The sequence below is a fragment of the Bradyrhizobium sp. JHI2711 genome, from assembly GCF_056156565.1.
This window is the reverse complement of the sequence record NZ_JBPZPT010000005.1, coordinates 1-22,947: the sequence shown is the minus strand read 5'-3', so window position 1 is coordinate 22,947 and position 22,947 is coordinate 1. Positions and strand designations below refer to the sequence as shown.

The window sequence follows — 22,947 nt, the reverse complement described above, 5'->3', positions numbered from 1 at the left end:
GAGAGCGACACCGCTCTGCGCTGCTCGCCGGACGTAGCTCCTAAACTTTGGAAACCGCAGAGCGGCGAAACAAGCGAGTTTTGTCGGCGAGCACCCACGGGAGAACGGGACGGCCCAACATCTGCCAACGCTCCTCCAGAATGATCGCGGCGAACAGCGCGGCAATTTTGATCCAATATGTCGGCGTCGCCGCAAAGTTCAGCATGCCCCCGATGTACATGACGTAGAAGCCATACAGCACATAGAACGACAGCATTGCCGTCAGATATCGCCCGGCAACGATTGAGCGGATCATGATCGCGGAAATGAGCGCCGTGAGCCAGCCGGCTCCCAGCAGAAAGAACCAGCTCAAATAGGGACCAAACAGCTCGAAAAAGATTTCAGGAAATCCACCTGCGAATTGAAACCCGCCCGTGATGTGCTCCGTCGTCCGTGGCTCACCGATCGTTTCGGACATCAGGAACTGCGGTGTCGTGTTTCGTCCCGCAACGATGGGACGCGCGAACAGGGCATCGAAGGCACGGCGTGCATCCCAATCTCCGTTGACCAGAACACGCTGATAGGACGCCCATCCTATCTCTGACGGCTGCACGAGAGCGCGCTCCACGAAAGCGCCCCGCGCGGCCTCTCCTTCGTATCCTCTGACCCTGGTCAGATTCCAGTAGAGCGCGAATGCAATCATCGCGACCGTCGCCGCTATGATGCCGGTGCCCGCCAGCACGATGCGGCGATCGGCGATCCGAGGCAGCAAGCTTAACGAACGTCCGCCTGCAAAGCCTCGCGCCTGAACGAGCAAAGCCGCCGAGAACGGTATGATAAAGAATCCACAATATCGGTAGAAGGGCGAGAAGCGCCCGCCTACGAGAAACATGTAGAAGATCATTGCAGCCAGCAAAACCAGAAAGCGATAATCGTATCGCCGCCGTCGCAACCACTCAGCGACGAACATGGTCCCCCACCAGAAGCAGACCATGTCGCCTCGCTCGATCACAAAGCGATGAAGAAAATTGGCCTGCTCGTTGAAGGTCCAACGCTCGATCTTGGCGAACAGTGGAATGACGCCCCCCTGGATCAGAGCGCCGAAAAGCAGGATCAAGAAAAGGACCGACACGTAGAATGTGACGTCCGACAGAGTCAGTTGAGATTGGCTCGGATGCGGCTCGGGAACTGGAGCCGACCGAGCCCAATCATCCAGCGCCTGCGCATTGAAAACCCAGAGGAATGGAAGAAGCGTCAGAAAATAGGCGATCGACTGGAACACAGTCATGACGCCGGGACCAATGAACATCTGAAGCTGGGACGAAAGGATTGGCCCCGAGAGATCGATGTAGAACGAGGAGATCGTCCGCCACACGAAGGTAAACAAAAGAAAGGCGAGGCACAGGAAAATTGTCGATCTGAAGCGCAACAACCAAACGATGAAGAGCAGTATCGAGACACCAGCCAAAAGGGTCATGGCCAGCTCTACCCGACGCGGACCGATCGCTTCAGAAGGAAAGTCAAAAGGCCAATGAAGAGGACGATGCCCAAGCCCGCCAGAATGGCTCTTTGCACGAGATTGACCTCCCTGGGGCCTTCCATCACAGGAGATGATCCATCCTGCAGGCCTGTCATCCTCACGGTGCGCTCGCTATAGGTCAGTAACGCAATGCGCGTTTCGACGTTGAGAATTCCATCAACTGAGCCCCCGGGGCTCGACATCAAGGCCGTGCCATCCGGCCGAGCCGGCGTAACGTATATGTCGCCCTTCTTGAGCGAATCGCTCAGGCGCACCTTTGCATCTTGAAGGCTGTCGCGCACGGAACGCAACAATTCCATTCTGGGTTCAAGCAATTTCTGATGAACGGCTTGGATTGCGGCAACGGCCTGTTGAAGCAGGATCAGCGCCTCCTCCTTCGAGGCGGAACTTGCCTCCAGACGGATGATGGAATCGTCTATGACGATCCCGCGCAACGAAGCTCCGGCGAACGCCCCCCGGCGGTCGTGAAGTGCCTTGCGAGCATCGGCAAGTACGCTGTCTTGGAACTGAATCCCTCCGATCCGTGTCACCAGCTCACGGGCACTCTCTACGCGTTCGACGGTCATCGCAGACCGGCCGAGAAGGCCGTCAAGGCTGGGCATTGTACCAAGTGCAATCGTCGCGCTTGCGGTCCAGGATTCCACCTTTCGGCCGACGTCCAGGGAACCGAGAGCAGCCAACAACATGGCTCCGATGGCGAGCGAAAGAACCCAATGCTTCCGTACTGTTCGGATAGCGACATCGGACCACCTCGCAAGCTGCGGACGAACTGAAGCTTGGGGCGCACGCTCGATCATGGGCATGTACTCTTGTCCCGGACACAATATGAACGGAAAGCTCAATACCGTGAATGGGGCGCCCGGTCGACATCATACTAAGCAATCTATGGTTGATTAATCGGCTCCTGTGCCAAATTCTCGAGGAACCATTGTGGCCCTGGCCGCCCTCGGTCCGTCCTGCCGTCTGATCCACCAAAGGTGACCCGCGACTTTCGTCAGGCTCAAGCCTTGGTCGCCCAAGCGGCCGCTGGACATGAGGGCGCTCTTGCTACCGGAACGAGTGCCGCCATCTCTGTGCTCCAGTCCTTGCATTGGGGCTGCGGCTCCCGTATGACCGAAACTAGCTATGTGAGTTGGTATCTGCATCAAACAGGCAGAACATCGGCCTTTCTTGGACCTACACCGTGCTTCAACCACCGCTCGTCAGCATCACTCCGATCGTGGCCATTCCGGCGAGGAAATGCTGACGTGCGCTGGCAAACAAAGGCGCGGGCGTTCTCCGTATTGTCGAACATTCCCTGGGGCGAAGACCTGCATTACGCCCTGCAGCGCTACGTCACACGACGGCTGCCGCGCCCCGAACGACAGGTCAGGTCCATCTATACGCTTGCGCAGCGGCTGCTGGGCGTCCACGACAGGTACAGCATCCGACCGTTACGGGATTCGACTTTTTACGAGTTCGGCGCCGGGCGGGATCTGATCATTCCTCTCGCCTTCAGTGCACATGGGGCGCGACGTTTCATCACCGTCGACATCGAGCGCTTGGCCAAGCTGGAACTGATCCGCGCCAACGCAGCCGTGATTTCTCGACTGAGCGGGACCGACCACCCCGACTTGAAGTCCGTAGAGGACCTCGAACGTTACTGGCACATCGACTACCGCGCACCGGCCGATGCCCGAACGACAGGCCTGCCAGCCGGTTCGATCGACTGCGCGGTCTCGGTCGAAACGCTCGAGCACATTCCCAAGAGCGACATCGCGGCGATCCTGAAGGAGTTGCGACGCATCATGCGCCCTGACGGGCTTATCCTCATGCAAATCGATTACGGCGATCACTTCAAAGGCTTCGATCCGTCCATCAGCTCATTCAATTTCCTGACCTATTCCGACGAGGATTGGGCGCCCTTCCAGTCTCGCTTCCAATACGTCAATCGTTTGCGCCATAGCGAATATCTGCAGCTGTTCAGAGAGGCCGGGTTTGAACTTCTCAGCGACCAACCAGACCGCCGGCCACCTGAGCAGCAGATCCTGGAACGGTTGGCACCGCGCTTTCGAAATTTCTCTCCGGAGGATCTGTTCACGCTAGGCTCCCTGATCGTTGGCCGCCCGACTGACCTGCCGAAAGGAAATTGAAGATCGCCAATTCTCGGCTGCTGCGACGGGCCCCATCCAAGAGATCTCGCGATGTGGACGATCACATTTGCCCTGACCTTGCTGTTCTTCCTGATCCAGCTCGGCACAGTTGGCTCCGCCAGAACCTACATCCTCTCGGACCCGTATACGATCGGCATCGTCCGGGCGACCAACGGCGCGCCGGCCGCCCATCTGTTCTCCAGTCTGGACACCGTGAACGAAATGATCGCAACAGGTGCAAAATCGGTCGTACGCACGACTCTGCAGCCGGCCGAAGGAGATCAGCGGCTTGCAGATACTTGCAGCCTGATCGCCCCTCTGATGCGCGTCGTGTTGCATCACTCATGCCATCGGAGGGACAAATCATGCTGAGACAAGCCGTCATCCTCGTCGGTGGGCTCGGCACCCGCCTTGGCGAACGCACCAAATCCGTGCCGAAGCCGATGCTCGAGATCGGCGGCCGGCCGTTTCTCGACACGCTGATCGATGAACTCGCCCGCTATCAGGCCTTCGATGAGATCCTGTTGCTTGCCGGCCACAAGGCCGACATCGTCGAGAGCCACTACGCCGGAGCGGCGCGGGGCCGGGCAAAGATCGTCGTGTCGCGCGAAACCGAGCCGCTCGGTACCGGCGGCGCGCTCGTGAACGCGCGCGATCTGCTGCACGACCGTTTCCTGCTGCTCAACGGCGACTCGCTGTTCGACTTCAACCTGCTTGATCTGATCGCGCGTGCGCGGGACGGTCGGATTCACATGGCATTGCGCGACGGCGTCGTCGGGGACCGCTACGGGCGCGTCGCGCTCGAGGGCAGCGTGGTGCGCGATTTCATCGCCCCGGGTGCGGGCGCCACGGGGCCGGTCAATGCCGGGATCTACGTCGTCAAGAAGTCCGTTCTCGCCGATATCGCGAAGCTTCCCGCCTCCCTCGAACAGGACGTGTTTCCCGGCCTTGCCGCGCGCGGCGAGCTGCGCGGCACCGCCTATCGCGGCTATTTCATCGACATCGGCATCCCCGACGATTTCGCGCGCGCCGACCGCGAGCTGCGCGAGAAGCTGCGGCGTCCCGCCGTGTTCTTCGACCGTGACGGCGTGCTCAACCATGATTCCGGCTACACATTCGAGACGCACAAGCTCGAATGGATCGACGGGGCACGCGAGGCCGTGAAGGCCGTCAACGACGCCGGCCATTTCGCCTTCGTCATCACCAATCAATCCGGCGTCGCGCGCGGCTATTACGAGGAGCATCACGTCGTCACTCTGCACCGCTGGATGGCGGACCAGATGGCACTCGTCGGCGCGCATATCGACGCCTTCGAATATTGCCCCGATCATCCCGAGGGAACCGTGGCCCGCTATTGCCGCGTCAGCGACCGTCGCAAGCCGGCGCCGGGCATGATCGCCGACCTGGCGCAGCGTTTCCCCATCGACATGGCGCGCAGCATGGTGATCGGCGACAAGCCGAGCGACCTCGAGGCCGCGCAGGCTGCCGGACTTCCCGGCCATTTGTTCCAGGGCGGCAATCTCGAGTCGTTCGTAAGAGCGCGCCTGAACGCGGCCGGCAACACTTAGATGGCGCGTCAAAAACTGCTGCATTCCCGGGCATTTGTCAGCTTTCGCACCGCTGCTATGTTGCGCGCGACCGCCAGTATGCTATAGCGCCATCTTGTTGCGAAGACTGGCTTAATCGCCTTTTGGGGTCCGGCATGGCAGATCTGAGGGACGCCCGCGTCCTCGTTACCGGCAGCGATGGCTTCATCGGTTCGCATGTCGTCGAGGAGCTGGTGAAAGCCGGGGCCTGCGTCAAGGCGATCGTCTATTACAACTCCTTCAACTCGTGGGGCTGGCTGGACACCGTTCCTGCCGACATCATGAAGTGCGTGGAGGTGGTCGCCGGCGACATCCGCGATCCGCATTTCATGATCGCAGCCGCAAGCGGCTGCACCGACGTGCTGCACCTGGCGGCGCTGATCGCGATTCCCTTCTCCTATGTCGCGCCCGATTCCTATGTCGAGACCAATGTGCGCGGCACCGTGAACGTGCTCCAGGCCGCGCGCATGGCCGGCGTGCGGCGCTTCGTGCAGACCTCGACCAGCGAGGTCTATGGCACGGCGCAGACCGTTCCGATCAAGGAGGGCCATCCGCTGGTCGGCCAGTCGCCCTACTCGGCCTCGAAGATCGCCTCCGATCAGATGGCGCTATCGTTCCACGCCTCGTTCGACCTGCCGGTCGTGGTGATCAGGCCGTTCAACACCTATGGACCGCGGCAATCGGCGCGCGCGGTGATCCCTACCATCATCAGCCAGATCGCGACCGGCAAGCGCAGGATCCGTCTCGGCGCCGTCAGCCCGACCCGTGACTTCTCCTTCGTCACCGACACCGCGCGCGGCCTGATCGCAGGACTCACCGCTCCGGCCGAGCAGACCGTCGGCCAGACCATCAATCTCGGCAGCGGCTTCGAGATCTCGGTCGGCGCCACCGCGCAGATGATCGCCGACGTGATGGGGACCACGATCGAGATCGAGACCGACGAGGCGCGGCTGCGCCCCGCCAATAGCGAGGTCGAGCGCCTCTGGGCCGACAATTCCAAGGCGCGCCAGCAGCTCGGCTGGGCCCCGGAATTCGGTGGGATCGAAGGCATGCGCCAGGGCATCGTGAAGACGGTGAACTGGTTCACCAATCCCGTAAATCTCGGCCGCTACAAGGCGGACGTCTACAATGTCTGAGGCAATTGTGGGAACGGCCGCGACCAGATCCGACCTCTCTACGCGCACCTTCGATCCGAAGGCCGTGGTCGATGCCGTCCGGCGCGCCGCAGGCACGCCCAACGGCATCCTCGGCCTGCACGAGCCGGTGTTTGCCGGCAACGAGGTCGCCTATCTCGAAGAATGCATCAAGAGCACTTTCGTCTCCTCGGTCGGCCCGTTCGTCGACCGCTTCGAGCGGATGCTGGAGGAGGTGACGGGCGCCAAACGCGCGGTCGCCGTCGTCAACGGCACGGCGGCATTGCACGCCTGCTTCCGCCTCGCCGGCGTCGAGCCTGGCGACGAGGTCATCTCGCCGGCGCTGACCTTCATCGCGACCACGAACGCGATCGCCTATTGCGGGGCGGTGCCGCATTTCGTCGACAGCTCCTTCGCCACGCTCGGCATGGACCCGCGCGCCCTCGCCGCGCGGCTCGAGAGGATTGCCGAGCGAACGCCAAAGGGCGCGGTCAATCGCGAGACCGGGCACCGCATAGCTGCGATCTCGCCGATGCACACGTTCGGGCATCCCGTCGAGCTCGACGAGATCGCCGCGATCGCCCGCGACTGGGGCATCGCACTGGTGGAGGACGCCGCGGAATCCTTGGGCTCGACCTACAAGGGTCACGCCGTCGGATCGCAGGCGCGGCTCGCGGCGCTGAGTTTCAACGGCAACAAGATCGTCACCACAGGCGGCGGCGGCGCCATCCTCACCAACGACGAGGAGCTCGGACGCCGCGCCAAGCATCTCACCACCACCGCGAAGCTGCCGCACAAATGGGCCTTCGTGCACGACGAGATCGGCTTCAACTACCGCCTGCCCAACCTGAATGCCGCGCTCGGCTGCGCCCAGCTCGAGCAGCTCGACGGTTTCCTGGCAAGCAAGCGCCGGCTGGCTGCGGCCTATGAGCGCGTCTTTGCGGACGTTCCTGGCGTGAGCTTCTCGCGCGAGCCCGAGGGCACCACGAGCAATTACTGGCTGAACGCGATCCTGCTCGACGAGGCCCATGCCGGACGGCGGGACGACCTGCTGACGGCGCTGAACGAAGCCGGCTTCGGCGCGCGACCGGCCTGGACCCTGATGCACCGCCTGCCGATGTTCTCGGACAGCCCGCGCGGCGATCTCGCCACCGCCGAGTCGATCGAGCGCCGCCTGATCAACCTGCCGAGCAGCGCCAGCATCAGAGCCCGCGATGAATAGCGGCACGCGAAAGATCTGCTTCGTCACCGGCAGCCGGGCCGATTTCGGGCTGCTGGTCTGGCCGATGCGCGCGATCCGCGAGACGTCAGGCTTGAGGCTCCAGCTCATCGCCACCGGTATGCATCTCGCGCCCGAGTTCGGCTACACCTTCAACGCCATCCGCGACGAGGGCTTCGAGGTCGACGAGCGCGTCGAGACGCTGCTTGCCAGCGACACCGGCGCGGGCGTTGCAAAATCGGTCGGGCTCGGCGTGATCGGCTTTGCCGACGCGTTCACGCGGCTGCAACCGGATCTCGTCGTCGTGCTCGGCGACCGCTTCGAGATGTTTGCGGCCGCCCAGGCCGCGATGTTCATGCGGCTGCCGATGGCGCATCTGTTCGGCGGCGACGTCACCGAAGGCGCGGTCGACGAATCCGTCCGCCACGCCATCAGCAAGATGTCGCATCTGCATTTCACCAGCAATCAGGACTCGACGCGGCGCTTGATGCAGCTTGGCGAGCACCCAACCCGTGTCCACACCATCGGCTCGGTCGGCATCGACGCCATCAAGCATCTCGATCTGATGAACCGCGACGACATCGGCAACGCGATCGGGATGCCGCTCGGCGAGCGCAATGCGCTCGTGACGTTCCATCCGGTGACGGTCGAGGCCGGACGCTCGGCGGCCGAGCTGGATGAGCTGTTCGCGGCGCTGTCGAGGCTCGATCCCGGCTTTCGCCTCATCTTCACGCTCGCCAATGCCGATGCCGAAGGGCGCGCGCTGAACGACCGGACCAAGGCCTTCGCGGCCGGCCGGCCGAACACGATCGCGGTCGCGTCGCTCGGGCAGCTCCGCTATCTCAGCCTGATGAGCCAGGTGGACGTCGTGATCGGCAATTCGTCGAGCGGCATCCTCGAAGCGCCGTCATTCGGTGTTCCGACGGTGGATATCGGCGACCGTCAGAAGGGGCGCGAGCGCGCCGACTCGGTATTTCACGCCACGCCCGAGCGCGGCGCGATCGCCGCGGCGATCTCGCAAGCGCTTGAGCGGGGCCGCAAGGACACCGTCAATCCCTATGGCGACGGCGATTCCAGCCGGCGCTTTGCCGACATCATCGCGGCCATCCCGGATTTCGGCCAGCTCCTGAAGAAGGGCTTCTACGAAGCTCCCGCAAACGGAGCGCGGCCATGACGAGACACACGCTGATCATCGCGGAGGCCGGCGTCAATCACGACGGCAGCCTGGACAAGGCACTGGCCCTCGTCGATGCTGCGGCCGATGCCGGTGCCGACATCGTCAAGTTCCAGACCTTCAATGCAAAGGCGCTGGCGGGCGGAGCGGCGAAGAAGGCCGGCTACCAGCAGCGCACGACGGACGCCGCCGAGAGCCAGCTCGCCATGCTGGAACGTCTCGAGCTGCCGCAGGCTGCACATCACACACTGATCGCGCGCGCCGAGGAGCGCGGTATCGAGTTCCTGTCGACACCCTTCGACGACGCTTCACTCGCCTTTCTGCTGTCGCTCGAACTGCCGCGCATCAAGATCGGATCGGGCGATCTCACCAATGCCCCGCTGCTGCACGCTGCAGCGAGGGCCGGTGCGACGCTGATCCTCTCGACCGGCATGGCGACGCTCAGCGAGATCGAGGAAGCCCTCGGCGTATTGGCGCACGGCTACGCGCAGCGCAACGATGCTGCGGGCCTCGCATCTTTCCGCGCGGCGTGGCGCGATCCGGCAGCGCGCGCCGCGCTGGCGCGGCACGTCAGCCTGCTCCATTGCACGACCGAATATCCCTGCCCCATCGCCGATGTGAACCTCGCTGCGATGGCGACGATGCGGTCGGCGTTCCAGCTTCCGGTCGGCTATTCCGATCACACTGACGGTTTCGAGGTTTCGGTCGCCGCGGTCGCGCTCGGCGCGGCGGTCATCGAGAAGCACCTGACGCTGGATCGCAGCGCGCCCGGTCCCGACCACGCGGCCTCGCTCGAACCTGATGATTTCAAGCGGATGGTCGGCGCCATCCGCAATGTTGAGGCCGCGCTCGGCGACGGCGTTAAGGCACCGAGGGAGTCCGAGGTCGGCAATGTGCCGGTCGCGCGCAAGAGCATCGTGGCGGCACGCGCACTGAAGGCCGGCGAGATCATCGGCCCGGCCGACATCACCGCCAAGCGGCCGGGCACGGGGCGGTCGCCGATCGAGTACTGGTCCCTGATCGGGACCGCGGCACCGCGGGCGCTCGAGCCGGATGATCCGGTCTAGCGGCGAGGCTTGGCAGGAACCCCGCGCAGCACCGAGCCGGACGGCCATGAGCCGGTGACGACAGAGCCCATCGCGACCAGCGTATCGTTGCCGATGGAAATGTGATCGCGGACACGGCTGCCGAGCCCGACGAAGCAATTGTCGCCGATCTCGGCGCCACCGCCGACCACCGTTCCCGGCGAGAGATGGGTGTAGTGTCCAATGCGCACGTCGTGCTCGACGACCGCGCCCGAATTGATGATGCAGTGATGGCCGATCATGCTTCGCGCATTGACGATCGCGCCCGGCATGATGACGCAGCCCAGACCGATCGTTGCCGACGGCGAGACGAACGCGCGCGGATGGATCACCGACGCCCAGCGCGTCAGCTGCAGCCGGCCGATCATCTGCCGGCGCGCGGGCCCCGCCTGCATCGTTCCGACCCCGACCACGAAGGCGGCATCGGGATAGTTCGGCGCAACATCATCGGTTCCGAGATAGCGCGCATCGCCCAACGTTCCCGGCTGGCGATCGAGGAAACCGATGACGTTGAACTGGCCCGACAGAAGCGCTGCCTCGTAGACCATGAAGGCATGTTCGCCGCCGCCGATGATGATCAGATCGTCCATCGCGATTCCCCTGAGCTGCACCGATCTTAGCGGCCGGGCCCGGGCGCTTCAAACCGACCGATTGCGCCTGAAAACGCTTGAATTAACAAGGACAAGCCCGGGTCCCCTGACGGGGTTGACGCCGCCTCTCGCAGCCGCGATATAGCAGGCTCAGCCGTGGGCTGCCCACAAATCCGGCGTGTACGAGGCAGAATTGCCATGAAATCCTGGCGCAAGGCCATCGTCGGTACCCAGGCCAGTGTGGGCGAGGCCATTGCCGCGATCGAGAGCGGAAGCATCCAGATTGCGCTGGTGCTCGACGACCAGAACCGGCTGCTCGGCGTGGTCACCGACGGCGACGTCAGACGCGGACTGCTGCGCGGCATCGCCCTCACCGGGCTTGCGACCGACATCATGAACCGGACGCCGGTGTCGGCCCCTGCGACCTTGCCCCGTGAGGATCGCCTGCATTTGATGCGGCAGAGGTCGATCAAGCAGCTCCCGCTCGTCGACGAGGGCGGCCATCTCGTCGTGGTCGAGACGCTCGATGAGCTGCTCGAGCCGCGCCAGTATCAGAATCCGGTGCTGATCATGGCCGGCGGCCTCGGCGAGCGCCTGGGTGCGCTGACGCGCGACGTTCCGAAGCCGATGCTCAATGTCGGCGGCCGCCCGCTGCTCGAGACGATCGTCCGCAACGTCGTCCAGCAAGGCTTCGGCAACATCTTCATTTCGGTGAACTACAAGGCCCAGACGATCAAGGATTACTTTGCCGATGGCGTCGCCTTTGGCGCCAACATCCAGTACGTGCACGAGACCGAGCGCCTCGGCACTGCCGGTGCGCTCGGGCTGTTTGCAACACCGCCGGATCTGCCGATGATCGTCACCAACGGCGACATCCTCACCACGATCAACTACGGAGCGCTTCTCGACTTCCACAACGGAGCGCCGGCAGAAGCGACGATGGCTGTCCGCGAGCACAAGGTGCACGTCCCCTATGGGGTGGTGTCCACCACGGACGGATTTCTCCAGACCATTCGCGAGAAGCCGACCGAGAGCTGGTTCGTCAGTGCGGGCATCTATGTGATCGGCAGGTCGGTCTTCCGCCACGTCACGCGGGGCGTCAGCATCGATATGCCGACCGTGCTCGAGCGCGTGATCGCCGACAAGGGACGCGTCGCGGTCTATCCAATTCGCGAGTACTGGCTCGACATCGGCCGGCTGGAGGATTTCGAGCAGGCGCATGCGGAGTTTCACGAGGTCTTCCCGTGATCTCGACAACAGCCGTCGTGGTTGGCCTCGGCTCGATCGGCACAAGGCATGCGCGCGTCCTGCGCGAGCTCGGCCTTCGGGTCGCAACGGTCAGCCGGCGCGAAGGTGGCGACTACGGTTCGATCGCGCAGGCCGTTGCGGCGGCGCATCCGGACTACGTGGTGATTGCCACCGAGACGGCGCGCCATGCGGACAATCTGCAAGAGCTGGCGCAAACCGGCTTCCGTGGCAATGTCCTCGTCGAAAAGCCGCTTTTCGCAACGCCGGCACCGGCCCCGAAATATCCGTTTGCCCATGTCAGCGTCGGATACAATCTGCGCTTTGACCCAGTGATGACGGCGCTGGCGGACATGCTGCGCGGACGCGACGTGATCACGGTCGGCGCCTATGTCGGCCAGGACATCAGGGACTGGCGACCGGACCGCGATCACCGCACAACCGCCTCCGCCACGGCTGATGCCGGGGGCGGCGTGCTGCGGGATCTCAGCCACGAGCTGGACTATCTGCTCTGGCTGTTCGGGCCATGGCATCGCGTCGCTGCGCTTGGCGGCGCCTCCGGTGCGCGCGACATCGACGTCGACGACCACCTTGACCTGCTGCTCGATATGCAGCGGGCGCCGTCCGTCCACGTCCACATGGACTATCTCGACCGTCAGGGCGTCCGCCGCATTCGCGTCAATGTCGAGGACGACACCATCGAGGCCGATCTCGTCGGCGGCCGCCTCGCCGTCAACGGCAAGGCAAGGGAGATTCCCAGCGAGCGCGACCAGACCTACCGCGACATGCATGTCGCCGCGATGCAAGGCGCCAGTCCGGCCTGCTCCCTGCCGGAGGCCCTCGGCGTCATGCATCTGATCGACGCCAGCGAGCGCGCGTTGCGCAGCAAGACCTGGGTGTCGCCATGAGCCTTGTCTGTACCATCTGCGCGCGAGGCGGCTCGAAAGGTGTCGTCGGCAAGAACGCGCGCGATCTCCTGGGTAGGCCCGTGCTCGCGTGGAGCATCGAGCAGGCGCGCGAGACCGGCCTGTTCGACGCGATCGCCTTCAGCAGCGATTCGGACGCCTTGCTCGATGCGGCGGTGAAGGCCGGCGCCGATATCGCGGTCAAACGCCCCGACGAGATGGCGACCGACACCGCGCCGAAGCTGCCGGCGATCCGGCACTGCCTCGAGCAGGCCATAGCGCAAATGGGTCGGACGCCGGAAATTTTCGTCGATCTCGACGTCACTTCCCCGCTCAGGCTGGCCTCGGACATCACCGGTGCAGTGGCGTTGCTGCGCGAGAGCGGCGCGCGCAATGTCATCACCGGTGCGCCGGCGCGGCGCTCGCCGTATTTCAACCTCGTCGAGCAGCGCACCGACGGCAGCGTCGGCCTCTCGAAATCCGCCAATCCGCCGATCACCCGACGGCAGGATGCCCCGCGCTGCTTCGACATGAACGCGTCGATCTATGTCTGGCGCGTCGCACCGTTCCTGGAGCACCCCGCGGTGTTCTATCCGGATACGCGCCTGTTCGAGATGCCGGAAGAGCGTTCGATCGACATCGATTCGGATCTCGATTTTGCGCTGGTGGAACTGTTGCTCCGCCAACGAGTGCCGGCCTGAGGAGGCGCAAGCGATGACCACGAGCTTCAAGGCTCTGTTCGATCTGACCGGGCGTACGGCCGTCGTCACCGGCGGCTGCGGCATTCTCGGACGTCGATTTGCCGAGGGGCTTGCCGAGTTCGGCGCCAATGTCGCGATCGTGGATCTCGATCAGGCCGCGACCGACGCCGCGGCGGCCGAGGTCGCCTCACGCCATGCCGTCCGGGCCAGGGGCTACGGTTGCGACATCACCAATCCCGATGCGGTGCGCAAGACGGCCGATGCGATCGAATCCGACCTTGGCGCGGTCTCGATCCTGCTCAACAACGCCGCCAGCAAGACCCGCGATGTGGACGCCTTCTTCGCTCCGGTCGAGGCGTTCTCGCAGGATACCTGGCGCGAGATCATGTCGGTCAATCTCGACGGCATGTTCACCGTCGCGCAAGTGTTCGGCGGCCGGATGGCGGAGCGCGGCTACGGCGCCATCGTGCAGACCGCCTCGATCTACGGCCTGATGGCGCCCGACCAGCGCATCTACGAGGGCTCCGAATATCTCGGCCGCGCCATCAACACGCCGGCCGTCTATACGGCGTCCAAAGCCGGGGTCATCGGCCTGACCAAGCACCTTGCGACTTATTGGGCGGCGAAGGGTGTTCGGGTCAACACGCTGACCCCGGGCGGGGTGGAGAGCGGCCAGAACGAGACCTTCAAGGCGCGCTACGGTGCTCGCGTCCCGCTTGGCCGCATGGCGCGGGCGGATGAGATGGTGGGGACCATGCTGTTCCTGGTGTCCGACGCGGCCTCCTACGTGACGGGGCAGAACATCGCCGTCGATGGCGGATTGAGCGCCTGGTAACGAAACACCAATGATCAAGCGCCTGATCCAGAACACGGTGATTTCGGCGTTTGCCTTCGGCGTGGCCGCCTTGCTGGGCCTCGCAGTCATTCCGCTGATCATCGGAACCTGGGGCGTGACAGAGTTCGGTCTCATCGTCATTTCGCGGCTTCTGCTTCCCAGCGGCATGATGGCGGTGCTGGACCTCGGCCTGTCCGAAGTCGCCACCCAGGTCGTCGCGCGCGCGCGCGAGCACCGTAACTGGACCCAGGCCAGCCGCCAGATCGCCTTCCTGGGCGCGGCCTCCATCGCTCTTGCCTTGATCCTCAGCGCCGCGATCTGGCTCGCGACGCCGCTGTTCGTCATCGCGATGAAAGTTGACGCCGCACACCTCGATACGTTCGCCCGCATCATGCATTACACGGCCCTCGCGAATCTGATCTTCGTTCCGGCGCTGGTGTGGGAAGGCATTGTCAAAGGCTTCGAGCGCTACAACCTGCTCCGCGCCGCCGAGGTCACGTCGACGGCGGCCTATGTCGGCCTGACATTCGCAGCATCGTGGGCGGCGGCAGGCTTCGAGGTGGTCGCCTACATCTATCTCGCCACCCTGGTGGCCCGCGCCGTCGTCATCGGTATTGCCGCCTTCGTCGCCCTGCGGCACAAGCACGTGCGATTGCTGCCCTGGACCCGGGACATCCGAAAGGACATTCTGCATCGTTGCCTGCTGCTGCTGCAAGGCAAGCTGATGGGCGGCATTTCCGGACCGTTTCAACCGTTCCTGATCGGATTGCTGTTCGGCCCCAGGGCCGTCGGCACCTACGACGCGCTGGTACGATTGTCGCGGCTCTCCAAGGTTGTGGTCAGTCTCCTGACTTCCGCTCTGCTTCCGGTTGCCAGTCGGCTCGACGAGCGCGGCAGCGCCGCGTCGTTCCAGCGCCTCGGCGACCTCGGCGTCGTCATGATGCCGATGTTCGTCGTACCGCCGCTCGCCAGCACCGCTATCCTTTCGCCTCAAATCATGGAGGTCTGGATCGGCCCGCTTCTTGCGCCCTACGCGTTCTGGATGGGCCTCAGCTTCCTGGTTCCGATCTGCGCGCAATATGTGGCAACCGGCAGCCTGATCTTCCTGACGCGGCCCGAGGTGCAGGCCAAGCTCAATCGGCTGGTGGCCGTTCAGCTTCTGATCTGGGCGGCGATCTCCGCCGCGACACTGCATTTGTTCGCGGAACGCGCCCTGATACTTGGCCAGGTCATCGGCAGTATCGCCGTGCTTCCCTTGCAGTTGAGAGAGTTGCGCAGTGCACTCGAGCTCGATCGCAATCAGTTCGCGAAGATGATCGGAACCCAGTTCGCAATCCTCCTCCTGGCAAGCGTTTTTCTAGCAACAATTGCAGGTTACATTCGGTTCGACAGCGTGCTAAAGCTCGCGCTCGGTTCCATGGTTTTCTGTCTGGTGACCTGGGTGCTCCAATACTTCCTGGTGCTGGAGAAGCGGCACCGGAGTGTATTTCCCGCCGTCGGGCAATTGATGGGACTGACATCCAAAAGCAGTTGAATGAACATCCACGCGACAGATACGAAAGCGGTCACTCCAGGGTTCGCTCCGGCGTCTTTGTCGGACAAGGCCATGAGCTATGCTATCGACGCAGCAAGGAGCATTGGCCGTCTTGCCTTGCGCCGCGTGAAGCGCACGGCCGACATCGTCGATTCCGAGTATAATCTGACGCATTGGCAGCGGATGCTGTCAGAAAAGAAATGGACCAAGGCTGCCAACGTCGACGAGTTCCTGATACAGAAGAACCCCGCGCTGGGTCTTCGCAAGGTGGACAATCAGATTTGCAGGACCGCGGCTGACGACTACTATCGCTATCGCGCCAGAGCCCTCGCCGACCTGCTGGCACGGCATACTGGTGGCGCCACGGAGGTCATCGAACTCGGCGCGGGCTGCGGCATCAATCTGCTGTCGCTTCACCTCAGTCATCCCGACTGGAGGCTCCGCGGGTTCGACATCGCGCCGAACGGCATTGCTGCGGGCCGGGAGATCGCAGCACATTTTGGCCTTTCGGACCGGATATCGCTCGACAAAATCGACCTGACCGACAGCAACGACCCGAACTATCCCGCCATCAAGGATCAGGTCGTCTTCACGTACTTCTGCATCGAGCAAATCCCTTATGACGTGCGCAAGGTGGTGGACAACATCATTGCTGCGAGGCCAAAGCGCGTCATCAACATCGAGCCGACGACGGAGCTACTGAATCTCTCGAGCCCCCGAGATATCGTCAGCTTCCTCTACATCCGTTCGGTCGACTACCAGACGCAGCTGTTCTCGACGCTCGACGATTACGAGCGGCAGGGCCGCCTCCGCGTCCTGGCGCGCGAACGAATGCCGTTCGCGCCGACGATCCACAATGATGGTTTTTTGTATTGCTGGGAGCCCACATGACAGCCATCGACACGACGACTGATCGGCCCGCCCCGAGCAAGCCAAAGGTCAGCCAATTCCGTCGCCTCCTGTGGCATGTCAATCGCACTGATCTTGGATGGGCGATAAAGGCAGCTCTGACCACCTTGCAGTTGCCAGCGCGCGCCAAACGCATCGAGCTCCTCAATCGGCTTCCCTCGAAGCCCGAATGGTCCGAGGCGAGCCGCAAGCTGGCGGCGGACGGGTATGTCGACGTGTCCGAGCTCGTGGACCGCAGCCTCGCTGAAGCGGTCGCTGCGGTGGGCGAGGCCAAGGTGAGCCGGCTGAACGACCTTACCGGCAAGCAGCAGCTCGGGCATAAGTCCTTCTGGGTCAGTCTGCTGGACGAAGACCTCGTCAACGGCGCATTCGCGACCGACCATCCTTTCGTGCGCTACGCCCTACAACCGGCTGCACTGCGCATCATCGGCGACTTCATGCACGATCTGCCACAATTGTCGGACGTATTGCTGACGCTGTCGCAACCCACTCCGAACCAAGCACTGAGTTACTCTCAGCTGTGGCATCTGGATCACGACGACAAGCGCGTGTGCAAGCTCTTCATCTATCTCACCGATGTAAGGGACACGGCCGACGGTCCGTTCACGTTCATCCCGGCCGGCCCGTCGAGGCCTTTCCGCAACACGCTGAAGAGCCACATGAGCGACGCACAGGTGTTCGCCAAGACCGGTCCTGACGCGGTCAAGGAAATGATCGCGACGCGCCTGTCTTCCTTCATTGTGAACACGGCCCGCTGCCTGCACATGGGAAGCCGAATTCAGTCGGATCACAACCGCCTCCTCTACACGGCAACCTACATCCAACAGCCGCGCATCTTCCCCGAGCCGCCGCCGCGCTTCCGAGCGGCCGGCGCGCTGACGGAGCTCGAGCGCGCAGTAATGCGGCTCTGACGCGGCCGGCCGGGAGTCACATCTTGCGCATAGGCCTGGTGGTCGATCACCCCAAGCGTGACTTGCCGGGGGCGGTCATGCTCGGTTATCAACTCGCGCGACGCGGGGTCTCGGTCGTGCTGGTGCCGATGTACGAGCAGGCCGTCGATGTCCCACGGCTCGGGCTGGACGCACTGGTCGTCAACTACGCGCGTGCCGTCAATCTCGACCTGATGCGCAGCTTCGCCAAGGCGGGCCTCGCGCTTTACGTGCTCGATACCGAGGGCGGCGTGCTCGCGGAGAAAGGCGGCAATTCGCCACCGGCTATGGCGGCCCACATCAAGGGCAGCGGCTACGCGGACATCCTGACGGGCTATTTCTTCTGGGGCAGCCGGCTGCACGACGCCTTTCTCGCCGCCGAAACGATGAAGCCGGAGCAGCTTCACCTCACCGGATGCCCGCGCTTCGACTTTGCAGCCCCACGCTGGCGCACGCTGCTCGACGGCGAGCCGCGCGGCTACCTGCTCGTCAACGCCAACTTTCCGCTGGTCAATTCACGCTTCACCGGCAGGCCGGGCGGCGAGCGCGAAGCGATGGTGCGGGCCGGCTGGGACGGCACCTATGTCGATCGCTTCATCGCGGACCTGAAGCAGGTCTTCGCGAGCTATCTCGGCGAGATCGACCGGCTTGCCGCAGCGCGCCCCGACCGCAACATTCTCGTGCGACCGCACCCCTTCGAGAGCGAAGACGTCTACCGCAGCGCGCTCTCGCGCCACGCCAACGTCCTGATCGACGGCACCGGCAGCGTGCTCGACCGCATCCGCAATGCGGCCGCCGTCATTCATCTCAATTGTGGAACGGCCGTGGAATCGGTCCTGCTCGGCAAGCTCCCGCTCCAGCTCGAATACCTGAACACGCCAACGACCGCCGGCCATGCCGCGCTGCCCGCACGCGTGAGCCGGCCGGTCGCCTCGTTCGACGAGCTGCTTAGCGCCATCGACCATATCGAGCGCGAGACCGAGGCCTTCGATTTCGCCCGCGTTCACGCCGCCGATATCGAGGCATTCTTTCACCTGAACGACGGGCAAGCCGCCGAACGCGTCGCCGACGTCCTGACGCGCGCGCTGAACGCGCGCCGGCCCTACGTATCGCTGCTTGCCACCATGAAGGGCACGCGCGACAAGCCGAGCATCGGCCAGATCATCAAGGGCGCCGCCAGCGCCGCGCTCGGCTCGGCCGTCACCGAGCGGCTTCGCAGCCAATTCAATCCGGCCCGTCGCGACAAGCGGATCGCACCGTCCATCGTCCAGCCCCTGCTTCAGCGCATTGCCGCGCACGATCAGGCGAGCCCGTCGCAATATACGGCAAGGCGCGCACATTGCGCGATGACGGGCTTGCCGCTCGCGAGCATTGCGATCGAACACGCCCAATAGAGCCATGACAGCATCTGCGAAGACCATTCTCATCACCACGCTTGCCGAATACCAGACGCGGTTCTGGATTCCGGTGGCGCAACGCTTGCGCGCGGCAGGCCATGACGTGGAGCTGCTTGCCTTCGACGATCGCAGTGCCGAGATGTCGGTAGCCGAGGGCGTGCCGGTCACAAACATGTATCGCGAAGGCCTCAAGGCCGGCCCGTCGCCCGACGATCGCGGCGCCTTCGATACGCGCGTCGCATCTTACGGGTTGGACGGAACGAACTTCCTGTTCAGCCATGAGCGCTTCACCTTCGGGATCCGCGATAGCGCCGCCTTGCGCCGCCGCTTCATGATCTACGCCAACGCGATGGAGACGGTGCTCGACCGGCTGGAGCGGCAAGGCAAGCACGCGGAGCTGGTGCAGGAGCTCGGCGGCTTTCTCTCGGTGATCGCGAGCTTCTACGCCGCAAGGCGCCGCAACATCCGCAACTGGTTCATCGAGCCGTCGTTCTTTCGCGGCCGCATGTATTTCACGCCCGACACGCTCGGCGCGCCCGACGTGATGCCGACGCCGGCGGACACGGTTTCATCAGAGGTCCGCGCATATCTCGACGACACGCTGACGCAGCGCGCGATCGTCATTCCCAAGAAGGACCAGCATCATTATTCGGCGGCCTTCAAGAAGGTCGTCAATTTGCGCAACGCCAATCGTCTCGTCGAAAAGCTCTGGGACCAGTTCGCGCTCGGCAAGCACCAGGAATTCGGGCACAATCTGCGTCACGCTCAGGTGCATGCCGCGATGGCGCTTAACGCGACGCGGTTGCGCAAGCTCTACCAGCCGCTTCGCCAAACGCCCTTCGTCTACTATCCGTTCCACGTTCCGGCAGATATGGCGCTGACGCTTCGCTCGCCGGACTATCTCGACCAGGTCGCGACCGTCGACTTCCTGCTGCGCACGATCCCGGATTCGCATGTGCTGGTGGTGAAGGAGCATCCTGCCCAGATCGGGGCAATCTCGGCCGCCCGCCTGTTCGAGCTCGCGCACCGGTTCGACAATTTCGTGCTGTTGCCGCCGCAGACCAACAATTACACGGTGCTCGATCGCGCCGCTGCCGTCGTCTCCGTCAACAGCAAGTCGGGCGCCGAAGCGCTGCTGCTCGGCAAGCCGGTGGTGGTGATGGGCGACGCATTCTACCGCTCCTGTCCGCTGGTCTATGCGGTCGATCGTCTGGCCGACGTACCCGCACGGTTGCGCGCGGCGCTCGCCGCCGGGCCGTTCGATCCCGCCAAGGGCGCGCCCTATTTCGAGTCGGCCTGGCGACGGTCTTATCCGGGCGAGCTCTATGTCAGCGACACCAAGCTGCTCGACACCTTTGCGGCCTCCTTGCGTACCGCAATCGCCGCGCCTGACCGCGCGAACTGAACGGACCCGTCATGCCGCTCGTTTCGATCATCACTCCATCCTGGAACGTCGAAGGCCTGATCGAGGAGACGATCCGCTCGGTGCAGAGCCAGACATTCACAGATTGGGAGCTCTTGATCGCCGACGACTGCTCGACGGACAAGACCCCGCAGATCATCGCCGGCATCGGCGAGCGCGATCCGCGCGTCAAGCTGATCCGGCAGGCGAAGAATGGCGGCCCGGCGCTGGCGCGACAGGCCGCGATCGACCAGGCGAAGGGCCGCTATCTCGCCTTCCTCGACAGCGACGATCTGTGGCTGCCCGAGAAGCTCGAGCGGCAGCTCGCCTTCGCAAAGGCAAAGCAGGCCGCACTCAGCTACACCGCCTTTCGCCGCATCAACGACACCAACACGGTGACTGGCCGGCTGATCGAGGTGCCGGCCTCGCTCGCCTATGGGCAGCTCCTGAAGAACACTGCGATCGCGACGCTGACCGCGATGGTCGACCGCGAGATCGCAGGTCCCGTCGCTATGAAGAACGAGGGCTACGACGATTTCTGCCTGTGGCTCTCGATCCTCAAGCGCGGCCATACCGCACACGGCCTCAACGAGGATCTGGCCCGTTACCGGGTCAGAGGCTCCTCGGTCTCCAGTCGCCCGCTGCGCTCGGCCAAATGGGTCTGGCAGATCTATCGCAATGTCGAGCAGCTCTCCTTGCCCCGGTCGGCCTGGTGCTTTGCCCATTGGGGGGCGCGGGCCTGGCTGAAGCGGCGGGAGTTCTAGACGTATGGCGGGATCCAACTGAAAAAAGTGCCAAAACAACCCCATGCACAGTAGGGGTACTTTAACACCTCCATCCAAACCCATTTGGCTATTGGCGAGTCCGGCCGTTGCCGATACCACTCAGCCTGCTCCCCGCGGACAATCTGGAACCGATCATGCCGTTTGAAAACTACAGGAACAGCCGCATCCTCGTGACCGGGGGCGCCGGGTTCATCGGTTCGCACCTCTGCGAGCGGCTGCTGGATGCCGGCGCCGAGGTGGTGTCCGCGGACAATTATTTCACCGGCAGCCGACGCAACATCGCCCATCTGATCGCAAATCCGCTGTTCGAGGCGGTCCGGCACGACGTCACCTTCCCGCTCTACATCGAGGTCGATGCGATCTTCAACCTGGCCTGTCCGGCCTCACCGATCCACTACCAGCGCGATCCCGTGCAGACCACCAAGACATCGGTGCACGGCGCCATCAACATGCTGGGACTCGCCAAGCGCCTCAAGGCGCGCATCTTCCAGGCTTCGACCAGCGAGGTCTATGGCGATCCGCTGATCCACCCGCAGACCGAGGATTACTGGGGCAACGTCAACCCGATCGGCATCCGTTCCTGCTACGACGAGGGCAAGCGCTGCGCCGAAACGCTGTTCTTCGACTACTGGCGCCAGCACAGCCTGCCGATCAAGGTCGCGCGCATCTTCAACACCTACGGCCCGCGCATGCAGCCAAATGACGGTCGCGTGGTCTCGTCCTTCATCGTCCAGGCGCTGAAGGGCGAGCCGATCAGCGTGTTCGGCGACGGCGGCCAGACCCGCTCGTTCTGCTATGTCGACGATCTCGTCGAGGCCATCATGCGGTTGATGGTGACTGGGGAAGACGTCACCGGCCCGATCAATCTCGGCAACAATTCCGAGTTCACGATTCGCGAGCTTGCCGAAAAGGTCATCGAGCTCACCGGCTCGCGCTCCAAGCTCGAGTTCAAGCCGCTGCCGCAGGACGACCCGCGTCAGCGCCAGCCCGACCTCGCCAAGGCGAAGGCCGTGCTGAACTGGGAGCCGAAGGTTGCGCTCGAAGACGGGCTGAAGGAGACGATCGCTTACTTCAAGCACTCGCTCGAAATCGCCTGATCCCGCTCGCGGGCCATTCCCGTCACTGCGGATAGCTGCAATTTAGTCGCCAGGATGGGACATCGGCGAATCAAGACAGAGATGTTTGCCGGAGAAGCCTCGCGGAAACGACATCGCCTTCAGGTCAGCTGGAAATCGAAATCGTGACGGGCCTGGAGAAAGTCGGCCAGAATGTCGATTGCAGCCGTGCCGTGACTGTCCGCCGGTGGAGTCCACTGATCCGACGCGGTCCACGGATCGGCTGGTGCCGGGATAAAGTCCGGCGGCTCGGATGGAGCAGTCAGCGACGCCCCGCTTTGGGTGAAATCGAACGCGAAACCATCGCCGGATGTCGGCGCAGCGCCCACCGTGCCGTCGCCGTTGAGGTCCTGCTGGAGCGTCGGCTCCAACGCTTTCAGAGACGGATCGGACCCGAGCACTTCCGGAGCCGCGGCAAGGGTGGTCAGGAAGTTGCCGTTCGCGTCCGTGCTCCAGACGGAATAATGGGCGTTCGCCGAATTCTTCCAGACCACGTCGTAGCCGCCACTGGACACCTGCTCGGCAGCAATGACGGACCACGTCGTGTAATTGGCCGTGTCCACCACATTGCCTTGGTATTTCAGCGTTGGGCCGACGCCGGTCGAGATGTTGGTCAGATAGTAATTGCCGCCGGACACCACCACGCTGGTCGATCCCAACGCCTCGATCGTGACGGGGCTGGCAATCGGCACTCCGATCGTGCCGTCGCCATTGAGATCCTGCTGCAGCGTCGGCTCCAGTGCTTTCAGGGT

At 63.6% G+C, this 22,947-nt stretch carries 21 protein-coding genes and 1 pseudogene; 18 read left to right on the top strand and 4 right to left on the bottom strand.

Features of this window, described 5'->3' with window-relative positions; all coding sequences use genetic code 11:
- Window positions 1-40: 40 nt before the first annotated feature.
- Window positions 41-1,456, bottom strand: a complete 1,416-nt coding sequence (locus ACTEK7_RS30760) for a DUF6418 domain-containing protein (protein ID WP_225148260.1) — start codon at window positions 1,454-1,456, stop codon at window positions 41-43.
- An 8-nt stretch (window positions 1,457-1,464) separates the two neighbouring features.
- Window positions 1,465-2,322: a hypothetical protein gene (locus tag ACTEK7_RS30755; protein ID WP_157784013.1), complete on the bottom strand. Its 858-nt coding sequence runs from the start codon at window positions 2,320-2,322 to the stop codon at window positions 1,465-1,467.
- 444 nt (window positions 2,323-2,766) lie between these two features.
- Between ACTEK7_RS30755 and ACTEK7_RS30750 the strand changes: the two genes are divergently transcribed.
- The 7 genes from ACTEK7_RS30750 (at window position 2,767) to neuB (ending at window position 9,830) form a co-directional block, all read left to right on the top strand.
- Window positions 2,767-3,651 (top strand): class I SAM-dependent methyltransferase, encoded by an 885-nt coding sequence (locus tag ACTEK7_RS30750; RefSeq protein ID WP_057028706.1) that lies wholly within the window; start codon window positions 2,767-2,769, stop codon window positions 3,649-3,651.
- A 51-nt stretch (window positions 3,652-3,702) separates the two neighbouring features.
- Window positions 3,703-4,023 carry a hypothetical protein gene (locus ACTEK7_RS30745; protein WP_225148259.1) on the top strand — a complete coding sequence of 107 codons (321 nt, stop codon included), beginning with the start codon at window positions 3,703-3,705 and terminating at the stop codon, window positions 4,021-4,023.
- On the top strand, window positions 4,017-5,219 hold the full coding sequence (locus ACTEK7_RS30740) for an HAD-IIIA family hydrolase (RefSeq protein WP_225148258.1): 1,203 nt from the start codon (window positions 4,017-4,019) through the stop codon (window positions 5,217-5,219). The genes ACTEK7_RS30745 and ACTEK7_RS30740 overlap by 7 nt, the downstream gene beginning before the upstream one ends.
- Window positions 5,220-5,353: 134 nt before the next feature.
- Complete coding sequence (locus tag ACTEK7_RS30735) at window positions 5,354-6,373, top strand: NAD-dependent 4,6-dehydratase LegB (protein ID WP_225148257.1); 1,020 nt, start codon at window positions 5,354-5,356, stop codon at window positions 6,371-6,373.
- Complete coding sequence (locus ACTEK7_RS30730) at window positions 6,366-7,592, top strand: LegC family aminotransferase (RefSeq protein ID WP_057028702.1); 1,227 nt, start codon at window positions 6,366-6,368, stop codon at window positions 7,590-7,592. The genes ACTEK7_RS30735 and ACTEK7_RS30730 overlap by 8 nt, the downstream gene beginning before the upstream one ends.
- Window positions 7,585-8,763, top strand: coding sequence for a UDP-N-acetylglucosamine 2-epimerase (gene neuC / locus ACTEK7_RS30725; RefSeq protein ID WP_225148256.1), 1,179 nt, complete (start codon window positions 7,585-7,587; stop codon window positions 8,761-8,763). The genes ACTEK7_RS30730 and neuC overlap by 8 nt, the downstream gene beginning before the upstream one ends.
- The gene (neuB, locus tag ACTEK7_RS30720) at window positions 8,760-9,830 is read left to right on the top strand and encodes an N-acetylneuraminate synthase (RefSeq protein WP_036007413.1); all 1,071 of its coding nucleotides are present in this window, start codon (window positions 8,760-8,762) and stop codon (window positions 9,828-9,830) included. The genes neuC and neuB overlap by 4 nt, the downstream gene beginning before the upstream one ends.
- On the opposite strand, the gene ACTEK7_RS30715 is transcribed toward neuB, so the two are convergent.
- Entirely contained in the window at window positions 9,827-10,438 is a 612-nt protein-coding gene (locus tag ACTEK7_RS30715) for an acetyltransferase (RefSeq protein ID WP_036029839.1), read from the bottom strand. The genes neuB and ACTEK7_RS30715 overlap by 4 nt on opposite strands.
- A 198-nt stretch (window positions 10,439-10,636) precedes the next feature.
- Between ACTEK7_RS30715 and ACTEK7_RS30710 the strand changes: the two genes are divergently transcribed.
- The 11 genes from ACTEK7_RS30710 to ACTEK7_RS30660 all read left to right on the top strand — a co-directional run bounded on the left by ACTEK7_RS30710 (window position 10,637) and on the right by ACTEK7_RS30660 (window position 22,177).
- Window positions 10,637-11,686, top strand: a complete 1,050-nt coding sequence (locus ACTEK7_RS30710) for a nucleotidyltransferase family protein (protein WP_036007417.1) — start codon at window positions 10,637-10,639, stop codon at window positions 11,684-11,686.
- Complete coding sequence (locus ACTEK7_RS30705) at window positions 11,683-12,591, top strand: Gfo/Idh/MocA family protein (protein ID WP_225148255.1); 909 nt, start codon at window positions 11,683-11,685, stop codon at window positions 12,589-12,591. Before ACTEK7_RS30710 ends, ACTEK7_RS30705 begins: the two co-directional genes overlap by 4 nt.
- Complete coding sequence (locus tag ACTEK7_RS30700) at window positions 12,588-13,289, top strand: acylneuraminate cytidylyltransferase family protein (protein ID WP_225148254.1); 702 nt, start codon at window positions 12,588-12,590, stop codon at window positions 13,287-13,289. Before ACTEK7_RS30705 ends, ACTEK7_RS30700 begins: the two co-directional genes overlap by 4 nt.
- Window positions 13,290-13,302: 13 nt before the next feature.
- Window positions 13,303-14,124 (top strand): SDR family oxidoreductase, encoded by an 822-nt coding sequence (locus ACTEK7_RS30695; RefSeq protein ID WP_225148253.1) that lies wholly within the window; start codon window positions 13,303-13,305, stop codon window positions 14,122-14,124.
- Between the two features lie 10 nt (window positions 14,125-14,134).
- Window positions 14,135-15,658 carry an MATE family efflux transporter gene (locus ACTEK7_RS30690; RefSeq protein ID WP_225148252.1) on the top strand — a complete coding sequence of 508 codons (1,524 nt, stop codon included), beginning with the start codon at window positions 14,135-14,137 and terminating at the stop codon, window positions 15,656-15,658.
- Complete coding sequence (locus ACTEK7_RS30685) at window positions 15,659-16,549, top strand: class I SAM-dependent methyltransferase (RefSeq protein WP_057028697.1); 891 nt, start codon at window positions 15,659-15,661, stop codon at window positions 16,547-16,549. It begins immediately after the preceding gene.
- Complete coding sequence (locus tag ACTEK7_RS30680; RefSeq protein ID WP_225148251.1) at window positions 16,546-17,478, top strand: hypothetical protein; 933 nt, start codon at window positions 16,546-16,548, stop codon at window positions 17,476-17,478. Before ACTEK7_RS30685 ends, ACTEK7_RS30680 begins: the two co-directional genes overlap by 4 nt.
- A gap of 23 nt (window positions 17,479-17,501) precedes the next feature.
- Complete coding sequence (locus ACTEK7_RS30675; RefSeq protein ID WP_225111919.1) at window positions 17,502-18,890, top strand: surface carbohydrate biosynthesis protein; 1,389 nt, start codon at window positions 17,502-17,504, stop codon at window positions 18,888-18,890.
- A gap of 4 nt (window positions 18,891-18,894) precedes the next feature.
- The gene (locus ACTEK7_RS30670; RefSeq protein WP_225148250.1) at window positions 18,895-20,298 is read left to right on the top strand and encodes a capsular polysaccharide export protein, LipB/KpsS family; all 1,404 of its coding nucleotides are present in this window, start codon (window positions 18,895-18,897) and stop codon (window positions 20,296-20,298) included.
- A gap of 11 nt (window positions 20,299-20,309) precedes the next feature.
- On the top strand, window positions 20,310-21,059 hold the full coding sequence (locus ACTEK7_RS30665; protein ID WP_036007432.1) for a glycosyltransferase family 2 protein: 750 nt from the start codon (window positions 20,310-20,312) through the stop codon (window positions 21,057-21,059).
- 155 nt (window positions 21,060-21,214) lie between these two features.
- Window positions 21,215-22,177 carry a UDP-glucuronic acid decarboxylase family protein gene (locus ACTEK7_RS30660; RefSeq protein ID WP_036007439.1) on the top strand — a complete coding sequence of 321 codons (963 nt, stop codon included), beginning with the start codon at window positions 21,215-21,217 and terminating at the stop codon, window positions 22,175-22,177.
- A gap of 119 nt (window positions 22,178-22,296) precedes the next feature.
- Here ACTEK7_RS30660 and ACTEK7_RS30655 read toward each other — a convergent pair.
- Window positions 22,297-22,947, bottom strand: a pseudogene (locus ACTEK7_RS30655) (M10 family metallopeptidase C-terminal domain-containing protein); the annotation flags it as partial.